We start from the raw sequence: 18120 nt of genomic DNA, 5'->3' as shown, positions 1-18120 counted from the left end.
ACAGGAGGTTATCAAATGAGACTTTATACAAAATCTGGTGATAAAGGCCAGACGAGTGTTATCGGAGGACGGGTGGACAAGGATGATATCCGTGTAGAAGCCTATGGTACGGTTGATGAAGCCAACAGCTTTGTCGGAAAAGCAAGAACAGAATTGGATTTGTCGATCGATTCACTTCAACAGGTAGATCAGGAACTGGAACGGATCCAGCATGAATTGTTTGACTGTGGAGGTGATCTGGCCAATAAAAAAGCGGATCATCCCTATAAATTGGAAGAGAAAAGTGTGAACTGGCTCGAAGACCGGATGGATGAGTATATTGCAGAAACGCCAGAGCTCAAACGGTTTATCCTGCCTGGAGGGGCACCGGCTGCCGGCACGCTGCATATCGCACGGACAGTTACGAGGAGAGCGGAAAGAAACGTCGTTTCCCTTGCGAAAGTCGAGGACATTCATGACGTGTGCCTGCGATACTTGAACCGGTTATCCGACTACTTTTTTGCGGTCAGCCGGTACATCAATTTCGTCAGTGGGGAGAAGGATGTAGAGTATATCCGCAGTGCTGCAGTGTTCAAAGGCCGTCCGCGAAAGTCTAAAGATACGTGAAGAAATTCGTGTGGACCGCGATGTTCACTTCCATGGCCGCTGTAGGCGGCTTGTTGAAAATCCCCGTCGGCATTGGAAGTATCGCGCTTGATGCTGTGTCGGCGCTTCTTGCCTCTATTGTTCTTGGACCGGTCAGTGGAGCGGTGACCGGTGGTCTCGGCCATCTTCTTTCCGCATTCACCGGCGGTTTTCCACTCGGTCCTTTTCATCTGTTTATTTCGGTGGAAATGGCCCTGCTTCTTTTGCTGTTTCCCTTTATTTACAATAAGAGCAGATGGACGGGATATTTGTTTTTCATCACCTTCAACAGCCTTGTTTTACCACTCCCATTTTTATGGATGATGAGCTCTGTGTTTTACTGGACCCTTGTCCCGGCTCTCACAGCAGGCGCTTGCATCAATGTCATCTTGTTCTGCTTTGTATTACAGAAAATAAAACCGGTACTTATGGGGGCGAAGGAGGAGAAAGTCAGTGCGGGATAGTACGTTTATTCCTTTTGATAAACAGTTCGATCTAGTAATCAGTTCTGATAACGCGGCGAATATCGGCGAAAAGGATGCCGATTACATTCAAGCTCCTTATCCACTTGTGGCGGAATCTATGTTCAGGGTGGCCTTTATGGAAAATTACGCAGTAGGGGCTGAGCCATTATCCATCCTGCTGCACAACTTTTCAGGAGAAGATGTGTGGCAGCCGTGCGTGGATCGGATCAACGAATTGGCTGAAGGTCTCGGTCTTTCTGTTTCCGTGACTGGGAGCACCGAATCCAATTTCCCCCTGCAGCAGTCTGCGCTCAGCCTCACTGTCATAGGGAAAGTAAGCCCGTCAAATGTAAAGGCAGGGTGTACACCGGAATGGGCAGCTTTTGCTGTCATCGGTGAGCCGCTGGTCGGGCAGGAAGTGATGGAGAAGGAGGACCGGATGGCGCCGTTGTCGTTATTTAAAGAGCTCGCCGATCATCCGTCCGTTTTTGAAATGCTGCCTGTCGGCTCCAAAGGAATTCTTTACGAGCTGCAGGAAATGTTGAAGGCGAATGATTTAGCAGCAGCTTTTCCTGAACATTGTTCATTGGATGTAAAGAAATCCGCCGGCCCTTCCACCTGTTTTATCATCAGCTATAAAAAAGAAGAGGAGGCAGCGATCCGTAAAGCAGCAGGGGCGTTGTTCCACCCTCTTCTCCCACGTTAAAAAACCCCCGTCGGCTGGATCAGCCGCGGGGGGTCTGTTTTTAATTGGTTTGGTCGGCCATTTTTACAAGAGCGTGTGCAATGTGCTCCCGCTCATTTTTGTCTGCCGCATTCCACAGTTCATTGAGAACCTTCTCTTCCCTGTTTCTTGGTTCTTCATATTCAGCTAAATAATCCGCTACGCGTTTGGCGCCCTTTGTAAGACCTTCTTCACCAAGGCCCAGTTTTTCGCCTTTACGGACTTTATCACCGAGGTAGTCCTTAAACGTTTGGAAGTTGCTCATGATTTCATCTTTTTTCTCTTCATTCATCTGTGCTGCCTGCTCTTTTGGGTCTTTCACTTTAAATTCCTCCTCTTGTAGATTCTCAGTTGTGTATCGTTACGCTTTTTCCCAATAGGCTGCCTGGTTTTGGGAACTGATAGGTGGGAAAGAGTCGCCGCTGTTCAGTTCAACATGCTTTTCGTCTTCTGTTACGCTGTCTTCCTTACCGCCATCAACAAGTCCTGCGAATTTGTAAGTGCCATTCTCCGGCGCTTTTTCTCCCGTTTTAAAACGATCCGCCATTACTGAAAACTCCCTTTCCTTTTTTTGTAATTCTTCGTGTGTACATTACGTGTATATCCGGATTGAGGGATAATGAAACATTTGGAAAACATCCAGTGGAAAAATGAGGAAAATGGCAGGGGATGCCACCATTCATCTAGAAGGAGTTATAATAAGGAGGCGTTTCCATTGAGTATTTCCATGATAATGACCTTGTTTGGATTGTTCCTCGTAGGAAGTGCTCTTGTATGTACAGGTCTTGGATGCTATTTCACGAAGAGAACGGATGTAACAACAGGATATTTAGCTGTGCTTCTTCCCAGTGTCGTCCTCGTTACGCTGACGGTGAAGTGGTTCCTTTTAACAGCCGTGCCCGTGAGTGTAAGTATGTTCACCTGGGTAATGCCGATTGCCCTTGCCCTTGTTTTTTATCCTCTTTTTCTCAGTATGAGCTGGGTGCTGTTAAAACGAATGGACCATGCATAAGCGGGAATTTCATGACAGATGATATAGAAAAAGAATCTTGGTGATGGTTATGACATTATTCCGACTCGGCTATGTGGCTATGAGTGTTCATCTGCACAATGCTTCTCCTTCTCAGACCGTAACTTATAAACGATTTGCCCAGATGAAAGATCAGGAGGCTGCAAAAAGGAAACTGGAGCGAACCGCTTCTGCCAATCTACAGAACTGCCTCAGACTTTTGAAACATAACAAAGCACACGATATCCAGTTTTTTCGCTTGAGTTCCCGTCTTGTTCCCCTCGCAACGCATGAGGCTTTACGAGGGTGGGATTACCTTGGGCCGATTAAGCAGGACTTGAAGATGCTTGGAGACTTCGCCCGGGAGAATGGGATGCGGCTGGATTTCCATCCTGATCATTTTGTAGTGCTGAACGCCCGTAATCAAGAGATTTTCCAATCGTCTATCACTGTGTTGAAGTATCATTATCTCCTTCTGCATCATATGGGGATCGATCCGACCCATCGATGCGTCTTTCACCTCGGAGGGCGGTACCAGGACAAAGAATCGTCTCTGGAGCGTTTTATAGAGAACTGGGCTCTCGTTCCAAAGGGGATCCAGAAAATGGTGATGATTGAAAATGATGATACTTCCTACACGCTGGACGATTGTCTCTATGTATGTGAAAAACTTCAAATCCCCCTCGTTTTTGATCTTCATCATCATATGGCGAACCATGAGCATAAAGAATGGGAAGAGAATTGGGACCGTGTCCTAGGGACTTGGACCCATTCCCCGCTTCCTGTGAAAATGCATATCTCCAGCCCGAAAAGTCCGGATTCTTTCAACAGTCATGCTGATTATGTTGATCCGGATATGTTTCTGGCGTTCATTGAGAAAACCGCCGGTACAGCAGACCAGATCGACTGTATGATTGAGGCGAAACAAAAAGATGAAGCTCTTTTTCAACTGGCTGGGAAGCTTCGTAATCATCCTCGCATCGAAATGAAAAGTGAGAGCAGCTTTGAGTGGAAGGAGTGAGGAATAACAGCCTGCAGGGGGCACCTGCAGGCTGTTGTTTTTTGATTGATTTAAGATTTCCACGCCGGCATCGTCCGGTCTAATGGTTTATCTTTCCGATATCCGAGAACATACTCGGCCTGCATGATGGTATGGATCTCTCGTGTGCCTTCATATATGACGGGAGCTTTGGAATTCCGCAGATACCGTTCAACAGGGTATTCATCAGAATATCCGTAAGCACCGTGAATCTGTACAGCATCATCAGCGGCTTTGTTGGCAAAATCGCACGCCTGCCATTTGGCCAGAGATGTTTCTCTTGTGTTTCTTTTTCCTTCGTTTTTTAACTCACCTGCTTTATAGACGAGCAGGCGGCTCATCTGCAGGCCGGCTTCCATTCGGGCGATCATCTGTTGGACGAGCTGATGCCTGCCGATTTCCCTTCCGAACGTTTTCCGCTCATGGCAGTAATCCACACTTGCTTCCAGGCAGGCCATAATCTGTCCGCAGGCTCCGGCTGCGACGGTAAAGCGTCCATTATCAAGGGCGGACATCGCTATTTTAAACCCATCGCCTTCCTGCCCGACCAGGTTATCTTCCGGCACGCGCACACCATCAAAAAACAATTCTCCCGTATTCCCCGCACGTATACCGAGCTTTCCTTTTTGAGCTTTTGATGAAAAACCAGGGAATGTCCGTTCGACGATAAAGGCGGATATACCGTGGTGCTTTTTACTTTTATCTGTGTAGGCAAAGACGAGAAAATGATCGGCAGCATCACAGAGGGAGATCCAGGTTTTCTGCCCGTTCAACACGTATTCGGTCCCATCTTTGACAGCTGTCGTCTGAATGGCGGCAACATCAGATCCTGCACCGGGCTCTGTGAGTCCAAACGCACCCACTTTTTGTCCTTTGGCCTGAGGGATGAGATAACGCTTTTTCTGTTCCTCGGAGGCCCACTGCAGAAGTGTCATACAGTTCAGGCCTGTATGCACGGAGACCGCGGTGCGGAAAGCGGTATCGCCACGCTCCAGTTCCTCACAGACAATTGCCAGGGCGTTATAATCCATCCCGCTTCCTCCATAATCTTCAGGTATGCACACCCCCATCAGCCCGAGGTCTGCCAGCTGTCGAAGGACACCGTGGTCAAAATGACCGGAAGCATCCCATTGTCTAATGTTCGGCATAATTTCCTGATCGACGAAGCTGCGGACCGTTTTACGAAGCATGTCCTGTTCCTGTGTAAACGAAAAATCCATACCATCACTCCTTATATGATCTCACCGTTTTTCAGTCGTTGTATTTCGTTTGGGGCATATCCGAGTTCCGATAGAAGGCCTGCACTGTCGGCACCTGGTTCAGGTGGAGCCGTGCGGTAGGTTACGGGAGTTTTTGAAAGTTTCAACGGACTTCCGATGATGGATGTCGTTCCCGCTTGTGGGTGATGCATGCGGATAAACATTTCCCTGACCTTCAATTGCGGATCGTTCCAGACGTCCTCCAACGTTTGAATGGGGCCGAAAGGGATATTCCTAGTCAGACAGGCTTGTTCCCAGAAGGAAGTATTTTCCTTTAAAAACAACTTCTGCAGGATGGCTGAAAGTTCCTTCCTGTTTTTTACTCTTCCTGTATTGGAGTTGAACTTCTCATCCGATCCCAGCCCGGGTTTACCGAGCATTTCTGCCAATTGCATGAACTGCCGGTCATTTCCTACAGCAATAACAATTTCTCCGTCCTTCGTATAGAACGATTGGTAAGGGACGATATTGGCATGACGGCTGCCGAGTCTCTCAGGTAGATGACCGGTCATTAAATAATTGCTGCCGATATTCACAAGGGCGCTTACAGCTGAATCGAAAAGGGACAGGTCGATTTTCTGCCCTGTTCCGGAAACCTCGCGTTCCAATAAAGCGGACTGGATGCCGATACACGCATAAAGACCGGTCAGAATATCGGTAATCGCTACTCCCAGTTTCTGCGGGCCGGATGTTTCATCTCCGGTAATGCTCATTAAGCCGCTCATGGCCTGAATGATAAAATCGTATCCCGGTCTGTCCCGGTACGGTCCGGTTTCACCGAATCCGGTAATAGAACAGAAGACGATCCCTGGATGGATCTCTTTTAAACGGTCATATCCGATTCCGAGCTTTTCCATCGTCCCTGTCTTGAAGTTATGAATGACCACATCGCAGGTTTGGACGAGTTTTTCGATGATCTGTATGCCTTCCGGCTTTTTGAGGTTCACCGTTAAGCTTTTTTTGTTCCGATTGGTACACAAAAAATAGGAGCTGACTCCATTTTTGAAGGGAGGACCCCAGCAGCGTGTTTCATCACTGCCGCCCGGGGCCTCTATTTTTATGATTTCTGCGCCAAGGTCACCGAGGATCATGGAACAGTAGGGGCCTGCCAGCACACGGGTCAAATCAAGGATCCGACGTCCTTTCAAGGCTGTCTCCATATACGACCACTTCCTTCCATAGAAAAAGCCAGAAGAACCCATACGTGGTATGAATCCGACTGGCTTGGGAAACGCGGGGATTACGGTTCAACGTTGTCCTTTACGGGTTGTATCTCATCCTATGCAGAAGCTGGGCAGCCTATGAATGGGTAAAATCTATCATCATACCTGCCTTATCCGGCTAATAGGATAAGACAGTACGGTGAATGTGAATATAGGACAGGCTGGAGGTAGGGTAAATGATTCCACTTTCCAAACAGGTGCAGAGTCTGCCTGCATATCTGTTTTCTCTTTTTCATAAAAAGAAGATGGCTCTTACGGCGCAGGGGATTGATGTGATTGATCTGGGGATCGGAGCTCCGGATCTTTCTACACCGCCGTTTATTATAGACAAGCTTATTCAGGAAGTCAGAAAGCCGGAAAACCATAAGTATCCCCCTTATCATGGATGTATGGAATTCAAGCAGGCCGTGACGGATTTTTATCACCGCCGTTTTCATGTATCCCTTGATGTGGACAGGGAGGTTCTGGCCCTGATCGGTTCAAAGGAAGGGATTGCCCATTTGATCCAGTCGATGCTCAATCCTGGCGACGGCGTCCTGGCGCCGGACCCCGGCTATCCGGTGTATCAATCAGCAGTGCATTTGGCCTATGGGGTGACGATTCCTTATCCTCTCAACCCAGAGGAAAATTTTGCACCTGCATTTGATCAAATTTCGGAGCGGGACTGTACCCGGGCAAAATTGATGATCCTGAACTATCCCAACAATCCGACCGGTGGAACGGTTGGCATGGAAACGTATGAACAAGCTGTCCGATTCGCGAAAAAAAATCAACTGATCCTTCTGCAGGATGCCGCTTATGATCTTGTGACCTTCGGGGACTATCAATCTCCAAGTCTTCTTCAGGCTGAGGGAGGAAAGGATGTTGGCATTGAATTCGGCTCTCTGTCTAAAAGCTTCAATATGGCAGGGTGGAGATTGGGATATGCCGCCGGAAACGAAGAACTTATTCAAGGCCTCGGTCTTGTCAAAAGCAACAGGGACACAGGGCAGTTTCCTGCCATTCAAAAAGCAGGAGCAGCTGCTTTAAACAGCAGTTTTGATTCTGTCGTAGCCAATAACAGGACGTACGAAATGCGCTTCAATATTATTCTTCCAGAGCTGGAGGAAATGAATGTCCGCGCCGTAAAACCCAGAGGGACGTTTTTTGTCTGGGCGCACGTCCCGGAAGGATTTACATCCCAGAGCTTTGCTGAAAAAATGCTCGATGAAGCCGGAATCATTCTGACACCCGGGACAGCCTTTGGGCAGCAGGGAGAAGGGTACATCCGCATCAGTCTGACCCACCCCGTCGAGCGTCTGCATGAGGCTGTGCTGAGGATGAAAAAGGCGATGAAGGGAGGGTGATGGTGTGAAGCAAGCGGTTATGTCCAGTGCCAGGGCCATTGTGGAGTGTATAAAAATGGAAGGTGTCCGACACATCTTTTGTGTCCCGGGTGAGAGTTTTCTACCGGTGCTGGATGCCATATCAAGGGAACGTTCCATGCAGTTGATTTCCGCCAGGCATGAAGGTGGTGCATCGTTTATGGCGGAAGCCTATGGGAAAGCGGGATCCTGCCCAGGTGTCGTCATGGCCACTAGAGGAGTTGGAGCGGCCAACCTTGCCATTGGTGTCCATACGGCTGCGCAGGACTCCACGCCTCTTGTCGTTCTTCTTGGACAGGTGCATTCCAGCTTCAAGGGGCGTGAAGGGTTTCAGGAAGTGGATTTGGAAGCCTTTTTCAAACCTATCGCGAAGTGGGTGGCTGAAATCAGAGAGCCGCCCCGGACAGCAGAAATCATTCAGCGTGCCTTCCGGATTGCACAGACAGGGCGGCCCGGGCCGGTGGTGGTTTCGCTGCCTGAGGATGTTTTGAAAAAAGAAGCCCTTATGACATTCGGGCCGGCAGTTACCATACCTGCACCTGCACCTTCTGAAGAGGAAGTAGAAGCCGTAAAGACTGCCTTGAAGTCCGCTGTCCGTCCGGTTGTGATTGCCGGGGGCGGGATTAAGCGTGCGGGCGCAGAACAAGAGCTGGTCTCTTTCGCGCAACGTTTCAGCCTTCCTGTCGTTACGGCCTTCCGCAGACATGACAGCTTTCCAAACGACCACCGTTTATATGCCGGTCACCTCGGGTTAGGGACCGATGCGGACATTCTGGAAACGGTCCGTCAAGCGGATACGATTGTTGCGATCGGCACCCGTTTATCAGAAATTACAACACAGGACTATAAGCTTCTCACTCCCGACCATAAGGTCATTCATATAGATATCGATGAACAGACGATTGGACGTGTGCATCCGCCGTTCCTGGGGGTGGCCGCTGACGCACGACAAACATTGAAAAAGCTGGAATCCATGGATGTTCCCGCCGGATGGGTTTCTTGGGCGGAACAAAGGCGGTTGAAATATGAACGCACGCTGACCAATGCTGGAAGGCAGATGTTGAATGGCCGGGTTATTGATTGTTTGCAGAACAGACTTAAAGAAAACAGTGTGATTACCAACGATGCTGGTAATTTTGCGGGATGGCTTCATTCGTTTTTTGTATTTCGTCATCCCCATTCCTATGTGGGGCCGACTTCCGGGGCTATGGGCTACGGACTTCCCGCAGCCCTTGGAGTGAAGCTGGCATCTCCTGAAAAAATCGTCGTTTCTCTCTCCGGAGATGGAGGGTTTATGATGACCATGCAGGAAGTGGAGACCGCCGTCAGATACAACATTCCTGTAATCAGTCTTGTCTTTAACAATCGTATGTACGGAACCATCCGCATGCATCAGGAAATGCATTACCCGCATCAGGTCGCCGGAACAGACCTTGGGGAGGTCCGGTTCAGTAAAATAGCCCGTCATATGGGAGCGGAAGGTTTCTATGTACAAACAGCGGAGGAATTCGACGGAGCCTTGGAAAAAGCTCTACAGTCGAACGTCCCTGTAGTCATTGAAATTGAATGTGATCCAGAGCAGATTTCCCTGAACCGGACCATTTCAAGTCTCCGGTCAAATCAGTAACCAAGAGGAGTGAGCACGTGGAAATCACCCAGGTGAAAAAATTAAAGAACTTTATCAATGGTGAATGGAAGGCACCTTCTACAGAAAAAATGACCAAGGTGTATAATCCGGCTGATTCAGAAATACTAGCCGACGTTCCATTGTCCAACGGAGAGGACGTCAAGGCGGCGACCAGGGCGGCCGTTTCTGCCCAGAAGAAATGGGCGCTTGTTCCTGCACCGCAGCGGGCGGAGGTCCTTTATAAAGCAGGCTTGATCATGAAGGAGAAAAAAGAGTATCTGGCTCGTCTGCTGACGATGGAAAACGGTAAAGTCATTGAAGAGGCGCGTGGGGAGGTGCAGGAAGGGATCGACATGGCATTCTATATGGCTGGAGAAGGACGGCGCCTGTTTGGACAGACGACTCCTTCCGAGCTGAAGGATAAGTTTGCTATGAGCGTCCGTGCCCCAGTAGGTGTCGTCGGAATTATTACCCCTTGGAACTTTCCCATTGCCATAGCAACGTGGAAGTCCTTTCCTGCCATCGTGGCTGGAAATGCCGTCGTTTGGAAACCTGCAACCGAAACCCCGTTCATGGCCTTTGAACTGGCAGGGATTCTTCAGGAAGCCGGCCTTCCTGAAGGTGTCCTGAACGTTGTGTTCGGATCCGGTTCCACCGTAGGGGAAGCGATGATCGAAGAGGATGACATCCGTGTTATATCCTTTACCGGATCGAACGAAGTTGGCAGGCACATTGCTGGAAAGTGCGGAAGCCGCCTGAAGAAAGTGTCATTGGAAATGGGCGGTAAAAATGGTGTGATCGTCATGGATGACGCTGACTTATCCCTTGCGGTCGAAGGGATTTTGTGGAGTGCGTTCGGCACAAGCGGACAGCGCTGCACCGCCTGCAGCCGTGTCATGGTGCACGAGAACGTCAAAAAAGAGCTGGAGGAGCGGCTGCTCAAGGAAACGGCAAAGCTGACAATAGGCAGCGGCCTTGATGAGTCGATAAAGGTGGGGCCTATTATCAATCGGGGCGGCCTCGAAAAAATTCAGCAGTACGTAGACATTGGGAAACGAGAAGGGGCAAAGCTTCTTGCAGGAGGATCTGTGATGGACCAGGGCGCATTGAAAAACGGCTGTTACTTCGCCCCGACCATTTTCACAGATGTTACCCCGGACATGCGGATTGCCCGTGAAGAAATTTTCGGGCCGGTGGTATCCCTTATTCCTGTTAAAAGCTTTGAAGAAGCGGTTCATATCAATAATCAAGTGGAATTCGGCCTGTCCAGTTCAATTTTCACTAAAGATGTAAACCGAGTGTTTGCCGCCCAACGGGATCTCGACACAGGAATCGTTTATGTGAACGCGGGAACGACAGGTGCTGAGATCCACCTTCCGTTTGGCGGAACAAAAGGCACGGGCAACGGTCATAGAGATTCCGGAGTAGCGGCTCTTGATGTATTCACAGAATGGAAGGCCGTTTATGTCGATTTCAGCGGCCGCCTGCAGCGGGCGCAGATTGATGTTGAGGAAGGTTCATAACGGGCAGAAGGAGTGATCCAATGAAGGTGGCTGTTTTAGGGTCCGGTCTCATGGGAAAGGAAGCGGCCAGAGACCTTGTTCACAGTCCTGGTGTAACACATGTCGGTCTGGCTGATATTGATCAGAGAAGAGCCGAGGCTGTCGTTAATACGCTGCATTCTCCAAAGCTTTCAGCCTATCAGGTTGATGCAGGCAATGAACAGCAGCTGGAGAGCTTTTTGCAGGACTACGATGTCGTGATCAATGCCTTGTTTTATTCGTTTAACGAAATTGTTGCGCGTACAGCAGTGAAGGCAGGTGTCCACTCCGTCGATCTAGGAGGTCATATCGGTCACATTACCGACCGTGTGCTTGAACTGGATGAATCCGCCCGAAAGGCAGGGGTTACCATCATCCCTGACCTCGGTGTAGCCCCCGGGATGATCAATATCCTTTCAGGGTATGGCGCATCAAAACTGGACAGCTTGAGTGGGATAAAGCTGTACGTCGGGGGGATTCCTGTCCGCCCTGAGCCTCCGCTTGAGTATAATCATGTCTTTTCTATGGAAGGACTGCTGGACCACTATTCCGATCCTTCTACGATAATAAGAAAAGGGAAACTGGAAGAAGTGGAATCTCTGACAGAAATAGAGCCGATCTACTTTGACCGTTTCGGCCCTCTGGAGGCTTTTCACACTTCCGGAGGGACATCGACGCTGCTTCAATCCTACCCGGATATTGAAACGCTGGAATATAAAACGATCCGTTACCCTGGTCATGCAGCGAAGATGAAGCTGCTCGTCGACCTGAACCTCACAGGGGCAGGGAACGTAGTGGAAGTAGACGGGAGGAAAATCAATACGAGAAAAGTTCTCCTGAAAAGCATCGATCCTCTTTTAGAACTAAAAGAAAAGGATGACGCTGTACTTTTAAGAGTCCTTGTAGGAGGACGGAAGGATGGGGCAGACCAATCCTGCTGCTATGAAATGATCACGTATAAAGACAGGGAAGCCAATGTAACGGCGATGGCAAGAGCGACCGCTAATACGATATCCGTTGCTGCCCAGATGATCGGAAGCGGCCGGATCACAAAGCGTGGGGTAAATCCTCCCGAAAGAGTTGTTCCCGGTGATTTTTATATCACGGAAATGGCGAAGCGGGGAGTGGTTATTACAGAAAAGAATCATAAAGTGTAGGAAAAGAGAGGGGGACGCCCCCTCTCAGCTTATAAAGAAACCCCTGTTTCTTTATAAGCTTTTTTCTTTCTTACCGCCAGGAGCGAAAGCCCCTTCCCTTTCCGCGGACGAGCGCCCGAGCTTCCTCGCAAAAAAAACCGCTCGGCGATCTCGGCCCACTCGTTCTTCCGCAGGAGTGGAAGGGGCACCGCTCCCTGGGAGTTCTTTAAAATCAAACAAGATTCTCCTTCCCCCCGCTCACCCTTACTGGATGGAGGACAATTTTTTTCATATTCCTTCAGGCAGCCGTTATCAGTGCCTGTTCTTTCCCTTTTTGTTTTCCACGCAAGCGGCCATAGCGCAGCCCATGCCGTTCTTCTTAATCTGGGATCCTGCGTAGGGCGTCCCCGTGGCATTCATCCACCGATAAGCGGAATGTGACCCTTCCCACGACAAATGGATACCTCTAACTGGTTAACACAGGCCTTTTCTTAATTTTTACATAAATTTCAAACAAGATGAACATCCCGGCGTTATACTGGTGGCACCACATGTTATCAGCGGCCGCTCAATAGAAGGAGTGGTTGTGATGTTTAAAAGAAGACGATATTGGTAAGGGAAAGAAAAAACAGGGAGTGCGTAAACATGGTATGGAAAGAAATCGAAAACCTGCAGTTCCTCAGCCAGCTGTCCTTGAAGCAGGTCGAGGACAGACTCTTAATCACTGCTGATTTTGCACCTGAACTGAAAAAGGCACTGGGCATGAAAGAGCCCTTTCTTTACGTCACGCTTTACGTCCGTGGAGGGGCGAGGATAAAGATCATCGATGAGGATAGTGCTGCCCTTTTTAATACAACCAAAAAAGATTTTGACGAGGATACGTATGCGCGGATCATTGATTTTGCCAAATCTCATGCCCGCCAATTCAAGAAAAGAACGTAACCTTCATGGTAAAATAAACCTATGGCTTACATGCCGCAGGAAGGAGCATTGCGCTCTCATTATTTTTCAGGAAGGTGGTTTACATATGAAAAAAGTGGTATTGGCTGGAGGAACTGGATTTATCGGCAGGTATTTTAAGCAGCGATTTGAAGAGATGGGGGTTGAAACCTGTACGATTTCCAGGCAGCCCGGGTATATTCACTGGGAAGACTTTGACGGGATTGTTCAGGCTCTGGAGGGAGCCGATCTGTTGGTGAACCTGGCAGGCAAATCTGTGAACTGCCGGTATCATCCGCGTAATCAAAACGAAATTATGATCTCACGCGTCATGACGACGCATGTTCTAAGTAAAGCTCTTAAAGCGTGTTCCCACCCGCCGGAAGTGTGGATGAACTCGAGTACAGCTACGATTTACCGGCATGCGGAAGACCGGCCGATGACGGAGGAGTCAGGGGAAACAGGGAGTGGGTTTTCCGTCAATGTCGCATCGACCTGGGAGGATCACTTCTATGCCCACAGCCTGCCTGGAGTCCGCAGGGTCGCGCTTCGGACAGCGATCGTCCTCGGTAAAGAGGGAGGTGTGATGGGCCCTTATAAAAATTTAGTCAAGTTTGGTCTCGGTGGTGTCCAAGGGAGTGGGAAGCAGATGTTCAGCTGGATTCACGTGGAAGATTTGTTCAGGATTGTGTTATTCCTGAAAGATCGGTCTGATTTAACCGGTGCTTTTAACTGTTCAGCCCCCGGGCCGGTCAGTAACGCACATTTCATGGAAATCATGCGGGAGCAAATGGGGCGGAGTTCTGGACTTTCCGCTTCAAAGTGGATGCTTGAGCTGGGTTCTGCATTTATCCGCACAGAAACTGAATTGGTGTTGAAAAGCCGCTGGGTCATTCCGGATCGTCTGGTCAAAGCGGGATTTTCCTTTGAATATCCTGCCATTGACGATGCACTCTCGGAAATTCTACAAATGTCGTCATAATTAGTCCCTCGAGACATATTCCTTCTTTATCCAGGCCCCTGTAAAATAAAAGAGTACAAGTGAATGAAGCTGACTTGAAACTCATAAAGGGGAGAAAAAGTGATGATGTCTAAGGTGGATCTTTCTGTTCAAACGCTTTTGGAAAACGATGATGTTCATTTGGAACCTGTCAATAAGCGGATCAAGGTGTACAAGCTTCCAGACTGGATCACTGAGGAAGAACTGGATGACCTTTCTCAGACGGCTCTGGATAACGACTGCGATAAAATCATTTTCTATGTGCGGGCGGATCAAAAAGAAACATCGATTGCAGAGGAGCATTCCTTTATATATGAAGGTGAAATCCAAGGTTTTTTCCAAGGGGAGGATGCGCTGATTTATGCCAGGTATTTGAATCCTGACAGAGGGAGAGCCGGCACGGGCAATGTGATTCCTCGCCTCAAGGAATTAAACATTCAGGAGCAGACCGGGGGTAGGCCCCTGCCTGAAGGGTATGATATCCGGTGGGCAGAAGAGCAGGATGCAGAGGAAATGGCCGAGCTGTACCGGGAGGTTTTTCCGAAATACCCAACCCCTATTCATGACCCTTCCTATATTAAACAGCTGATGAAAGAAGATGTTTATTTTTCCCTTATTCATGACGGGCATCAGCTGGTGAGCTCCTGTTCCGCTGATCTATTTCCTGAATTTAATGCAGCGGAATTTACAGACTGCGCAACTCTTCCTTCTCATAGAGGAAAAGGTCTTTTATCCTGTCAGTACCCACACCTGGAAGAAAAAATGAAACATCTCGGCGTCCAGACGATGTTCTCCTATACGCGTGCAGCTTCCATGGGGATGAATATCGTGGCAAGACAGCAGGGCTTCACGTTCGGGGGATGTATGATTCAAAACAGTATGATCGGCAGTGGACTCGAAGATATGAATATATGGTATAAAGCTTTATAAACCTAAAGCTTGGTAAAATCGAATTTGAAAATAACACCCGTACGGTGAAACATGGGATCATCGTGCGGGTTTTTCTTTGCAGACCTTATCCCCTGCAGGAGTATGAAGGTCTGCTTGCAGGGCAAGGAAAATGAAATCAGAAACAGGAGGAGGGATTTGTTTGAATTTAAATGAAAAAGCTGTATACATGGCGTCCTTCTATCAGGAGAATGACAACGTGCAAGCTGTCATTTTAGCCGGTTCTGTGTCCAGGAACCTGGATGATCATCATTCTGATATTGAACTGCATGTGTTGTGGAAAGAGCCTCCGAGTGATTCCGACCGCATGGGTCCGGTGAAAAGAGGGAACGGAATCCTTCATACGTTTTACCCTTATGAAGAGGGGGAGTGGTCTGAAACGTATCACGATGAAAGCGGGGTGAAGTTTGAAATCAGCAGCTTTTTAACGGCGACGATTTCAGAGGTGATCCATGATGTAAAGGAAAAGCTGGATGTGAGTTATGAAAAGCAGTGCCTTCTTGCAGCTGTTCAGGACGGGGTCGTATTACACGGCCATCATGTAGGAGAGATACTGAAGGAGGAGATGAATGTTTATCCGGAAGCCTTAGCGGAAAAGATGATCAAAATCCATCTGGATTTTGGCAGTCCTTGGCGCAGTCGTAAGGCGCTGTGTGAAAGAGAGGACTGGCTGATGTTTTATTCTGTCATGTGCGGGGTTCATCACAATCTTTTCGGTATTCTTCACGGATTAAACCAGATGTACGTCAAACACCCTTCCTTTAAATGGATGAAAGACACCCTGGAGCAGATGGACGTTAAACCCGAACGGATGTCTGAGAGGTTGACTTATATCTTTGAGGCATCTCCTGCACAGGCGCTGCAGGAGACAGAGCACCTCGTTAAGGAAGTTGTCCGGCTGGTGGGAATTTCTGATTATAAAGGGCCCCTTCAGGATGAGATAGAGTCGTACTGGAAAGAAGCGGGCCCCATCAGTTAAAGGTGTAACAGCAGGGAAGGGAAGGAATACCCAATGATATACAGGAACAGGCCCAAGGTATAGCTGACAATGGTATAAGCTGCAAGTGTTTTCCATTCCCTTCCCCTGTGGAGGTGGAGGGCTTCCAGTTTAAACGTGGAGAACGTGGTCAAACCTCCCATGATCCCTGTTCCGGCCAAAGTTATCCATGTTTCTGAAAGATGCAGGCCTGCTGTTGTACCGAGCATAAAGGAACCAGTCATATTGACAGCAAAAGTGGCCCAAGGAAAGGAAGAGGACGTCCGTTTGTTGATCCATTTACTTATGGTATAGCGCAGGACAGCTCCAATGAATCCACCTGCCCCTGCCAGGAGTACTAACAGTATCGTCATCCAGTCTTCCTCCCTGCGAGGTGGAATCCAAGGAAAGAGCATAAAAATCCGCCCCCGATGCTCAGACTTATATAGAGAAGGCTCTCCCATTCACTGCCATGCTGATACAGCGAAAACGCATCTGCTGTCAAAGCGGAAAACGTCGTATAAGATCCAATGAGTCCGGTGCCCAGAAAAGCTTTCCACTCAGCCGTCAGCTGATATTTGTTGATCAGTCCTGCGGTCATCCAAGCCAGCAGAAAGCTGCCGGACAGATTCACAAAAAGGGTGGAATAAGGAAATCCACTCGTATTTACGTATAAAAGACCAATCAAGTACCTCAGGGATGCCCCAATAAACCCACCGAAGCCGACATAAAGATAGATCATTCCACAAACCTCCTACCATTCTCATCGATATTATAAAGACTTTTGATTTAATTTAAAAGGAATGCTTTTTTTACATGGGGAGAACCCTTATAATTTATCTATCAGCACCAAAATGAAAGAGGGTTACCAATGATAGTCAGAATCTTAAAGAACATCGATTTTTCAATCCTTTTCGCCGTACTGGCGCTTTCCGCCTTTGGTACTGTCATGGTATACAGCGCGAGCATGGTCAGTGGTGTCATGGTGTATGACGTAACCCCCGGATATTTCTTTGAAAAACAGCTGCTTTCCTGGGGTCTGGGAATCGGCGCTTTATTTTTCGGGATCATCTTTCCGTATAAAAACTACCGCCGTTTATTTAAACTCATTTTACTGGTGACCGTCATTCTACTAGGGATGGTTTTTGTCATTGGACAAACGACCAACAACGCTCAGTCCTGGATCAGCCTCCCGCTGATCGGACGCTTTCAGCCGGCGGAACTCGCAAAAATGTCCCTGATTATCTACCTGGCTGCTATTTATACGAAAAAAAGCAGCTACATACAGGATTTCACACGAGGACTGCTTCCTCCTATGATCATTACAATGCTTGTCGTGGCTATGATCTTAAAGCAGCCGGACTTGGGCACAGCAGTAATCGCTCTGGCTGTTTCCGGATTGATCATTATGTCCAGCGGCTTGAAGAAGTCCCATTTGTTCTTTATGCTCGGTCTCGTTTTAGTGGCTGCCGTTACGATGTACCAATTCGGTTTGAGTGAAGAACAGCTCTCCCGGTTTGATGGTGCCTACCAGCCCTTTGAATATGCGGATGACGCAGGCTACCAGCTGATTAATTCCTATCTCGCTATCCATAACGGCGGGATTATCGGTACAGGCCTCGGAGCAGGGGTGCAAAAGCTTGGCTATCTGCCGGAAGCGCATACCGACTTTATTATGGCCGTTGTAGCGGAAGAACTGGGGATTATTGGAGTGGCTGTTGTAATCGGACTGATCGCTCTTATGGTCCTGCGTGGTTTTTATGTCAGTATGAACAGTCATGATACCTTCGGAAGGCTGCTGTCTATCGGTGTTTCCGGTTTGATCGGCATTCAGGCTGTTATCAACCTGGGAGGATTAACAGGTTTGATTCCTTTGACCGGAGTTCCGCTTCCGTTTGTCAGTTTTGGTGGAACCTCGTTATTGATGATGATGTTCTCTGCAGGAATTTTAATCAATATCCATGCCATTTCCAAAATCAAAAAGAATCAGGAAGAAAGAGCTGCCGCATAAAAAGGCGTCATCCCTTGAGGATGACGCTTTTGTTTTTATAGAGTGCATTATTAGAGCTGTGGTGCGGTGCTCGATGGTCAATGGATGACCTGAACAGCTGTAACCGGACGACGAAGGTCGGTAACATGAGCCCGTAGCTTTATTCTTTACCTATCCATTGTTTTTGTTGTTTTTTATACTTCACAAACCATAGAAAAAAAGGTAGTGTATAAACCATGATTTATTCTATAGCACAT

At 48.4% G+C, this 18120-nt stretch carries 20 protein-coding genes; 14 read left to right on the top strand and 6 right to left on the bottom strand.

All coding sequences use genetic code 11. The features are described 5' to 3' along the window. Positions 1-15 precede the first annotated feature (15 nt). The 3 genes from ACXAGL_RS18940 to ACXAGL_RS18930 are packed head-to-tail and all read left to right on the top strand — an operon-like array spanning position 16 to position 1794. Positions 16-606, top strand: a complete 591-nt coding sequence (locus ACXAGL_RS18940) for a cob(I)yrinic acid a,c-diamide adenosyltransferase (RefSeq protein ID WP_474992159.1) — start codon at positions 16-18, stop codon at positions 604-606. Then, entirely contained in the window at positions 603-1088 is a 486-nt protein-coding gene (locus ACXAGL_RS18935; RefSeq protein WP_474992157.1) for an ECF transporter S component, read from the top strand. The genes ACXAGL_RS18940 and ACXAGL_RS18935 overlap by 4 nt, the downstream gene beginning before the upstream one ends. Then, the gene (locus ACXAGL_RS18930) at positions 1078-1794 is read left to right on the top strand and encodes an ATPase (RefSeq protein ID WP_474971333.1); all 717 of its coding nucleotides are present in this window, start codon (positions 1078-1080) and stop codon (positions 1792-1794) included. The genes ACXAGL_RS18935 and ACXAGL_RS18930 overlap by 11 nt, the downstream gene beginning before the upstream one ends. A gap of 40 nt (positions 1795-1834) precedes the next feature. On the opposite strand, the gene ACXAGL_RS18925 is transcribed toward ACXAGL_RS18930, so the two are convergent. Both ACXAGL_RS18925 and ACXAGL_RS18920 read right to left on the bottom strand, forming a co-directional pair. After that, positions 1835-2104 carry a DUF3243 family protein gene (locus tag ACXAGL_RS18925; protein WP_474972304.1) on the bottom strand — a complete coding sequence of 90 codons (270 nt, stop codon included), beginning with the start codon at positions 2102-2104 and terminating at the stop codon, positions 1835-1837. A 69-nt stretch (positions 2105-2173) separates the two neighbouring features. Beyond that, positions 2174-2359, bottom strand: coding sequence for a YjzC family protein (locus ACXAGL_RS18920; RefSeq protein WP_474968803.1), 186 nt, complete (start codon positions 2357-2359; stop codon positions 2174-2176). A 168-nt stretch (positions 2360-2527) separates the two neighbouring features. Here ACXAGL_RS18920 and ACXAGL_RS18915 point away from each other — a divergent pair, with 168 nt between their 5' ends. After that, entirely contained in the window at positions 2528-2824 is a 297-nt protein-coding gene (locus tag ACXAGL_RS18915) for a hypothetical protein (RefSeq protein ID WP_474971334.1), read from the top strand. Between the two features lie 49 nt (positions 2825-2873). Continuing rightward, positions 2874-3842 (top strand): UV DNA damage repair endonuclease UvsE, encoded by a 969-nt coding sequence (gene uvsE / locus ACXAGL_RS18910; protein WP_474992415.1) that lies wholly within the window; start codon positions 2874-2876, stop codon positions 3840-3842. A gap of 50 nt (positions 3843-3892) precedes the next feature. Here uvsE and ACXAGL_RS18905 read toward each other — a convergent pair whose 3' ends face one another. Continuing rightward, the gene (locus tag ACXAGL_RS18905) at positions 3893-5080 is read right to left on the bottom strand and encodes an acyl-CoA dehydrogenase family protein (protein WP_474968800.1); all 1188 of its coding nucleotides are present in this window, start codon (positions 5078-5080) and stop codon (positions 3893-3895) included. A gap of 11 nt (positions 5081-5091) precedes the next feature. Next, complete coding sequence (locus ACXAGL_RS18900) at positions 5092-6279, bottom strand: CaiB/BaiF CoA transferase family protein (RefSeq protein WP_474992156.1); 1188 nt, start codon at positions 6277-6279, stop codon at positions 5092-5094. Positions 6280-6518: 239 nt separating this feature from the next. Here ACXAGL_RS18900 and ACXAGL_RS18895 point away from each other — a divergent pair, with 239 nt between their 5' ends. The 8 genes from ACXAGL_RS18895 (at position 6519) to ACXAGL_RS18860 (ending at position 15876) form a co-directional block, all read left to right on the top strand. After that, positions 6519-7688 carry an aminotransferase class I/II-fold pyridoxal phosphate-dependent enzyme gene (locus ACXAGL_RS18895; protein WP_474968798.1) on the top strand — a complete coding sequence of 390 codons (1170 nt, stop codon included), beginning with the start codon at positions 6519-6521 and terminating at the stop codon, positions 7686-7688. Between the two features lie 19 nt (positions 7689-7707). Then, positions 7708-9333, top strand: a complete 1626-nt coding sequence (locus ACXAGL_RS18890; RefSeq protein WP_474992413.1) for a thiamine pyrophosphate-dependent enzyme — start codon at positions 7708-7710, stop codon at positions 9331-9333. Between the two features lie 17 nt (positions 9334-9350). Further along, complete coding sequence (locus ACXAGL_RS18885) at positions 9351-10856, top strand: aldehyde dehydrogenase family protein (RefSeq protein WP_474992154.1); 1506 nt, start codon at positions 9351-9353, stop codon at positions 10854-10856. Positions 10857-10876: 20 nt separating this feature from the next. Next, a complete protein-coding gene (locus ACXAGL_RS18880) occupies positions 10877-12031 on the top strand; it encodes a saccharopine dehydrogenase family protein (RefSeq protein ID WP_474992152.1) in 1155 nt (384 codons plus the stop codon). 624 nt (positions 12032-12655) lie between these two features. Beyond that, positions 12656-12952 carry a hypothetical protein gene (locus ACXAGL_RS18875; RefSeq protein ID WP_474968795.1) on the top strand — a complete coding sequence of 99 codons (297 nt, stop codon included), beginning with the start codon at positions 12656-12658 and terminating at the stop codon, positions 12950-12952. 85 nt (positions 12953-13037) lie between these two features. Further along, entirely contained in the window at positions 13038-13931 is an 894-nt protein-coding gene (locus tag ACXAGL_RS18870; RefSeq protein ID WP_474992150.1) for a TIGR01777 family oxidoreductase, read from the top strand. Between the two features lie 102 nt (positions 13932-14033). Continuing rightward, positions 14034-14879: a putative beta-lysine N-acetyltransferase gene (gene ablB, locus ACXAGL_RS18865; protein ID WP_474968793.1), complete on the top strand. Its 846-nt coding sequence runs from the start codon at positions 14034-14036 to the stop codon at positions 14877-14879. A 160-nt stretch (positions 14880-15039) separates the two neighbouring features. Next, complete coding sequence (locus ACXAGL_RS18860; RefSeq protein WP_474992148.1) at positions 15040-15876, top strand: DUF4037 domain-containing protein; 837 nt, start codon at positions 15040-15042, stop codon at positions 15874-15876. On the opposite strand, the gene ACXAGL_RS18855 is transcribed toward ACXAGL_RS18860, so the two are convergent. Together ACXAGL_RS18855 and ACXAGL_RS18850 are read right to left on the bottom strand one after the other, a co-directional pair. Continuing rightward, on the bottom strand, positions 15873-16247 hold the full coding sequence (locus ACXAGL_RS18855) for a fluoride efflux transporter FluC (protein ID WP_474968792.1): 375 nt from the start codon (positions 16245-16247) through the stop codon (positions 15873-15875). The two genes, ACXAGL_RS18860 and ACXAGL_RS18855, sit on opposite strands and share 4 nt — an antisense overlap. Next, positions 16244-16615: a fluoride efflux transporter FluC gene (locus ACXAGL_RS18850; protein WP_474992147.1), complete on the bottom strand. Its 372-nt coding sequence runs from the start codon at positions 16613-16615 to the stop codon at positions 16244-16246. The genes ACXAGL_RS18855 and ACXAGL_RS18850 overlap by 4 nt, the downstream gene beginning before the upstream one ends. Before the next feature lie 129 nt (positions 16616-16744). Between ACXAGL_RS18850 and ACXAGL_RS18845 the strand changes: the two genes are divergently transcribed. Continuing rightward, a complete protein-coding gene (locus ACXAGL_RS18845; protein WP_474992145.1) occupies positions 16745-17884 on the top strand; it encodes an FtsW/RodA/SpoVE family cell cycle protein in 1140 nt (379 codons plus the stop codon). Positions 17885-18120: the final 236 nt, after the last annotated feature.

It is taken from the genome of Halobacillus sp. ABA4_118 (genome assembly GCF_056160205.1).
The sequence above is the reverse complement of the archived record's forward strand: the minus strand, read 5'-3'. Positions and strand labels throughout refer to the sequence as shown.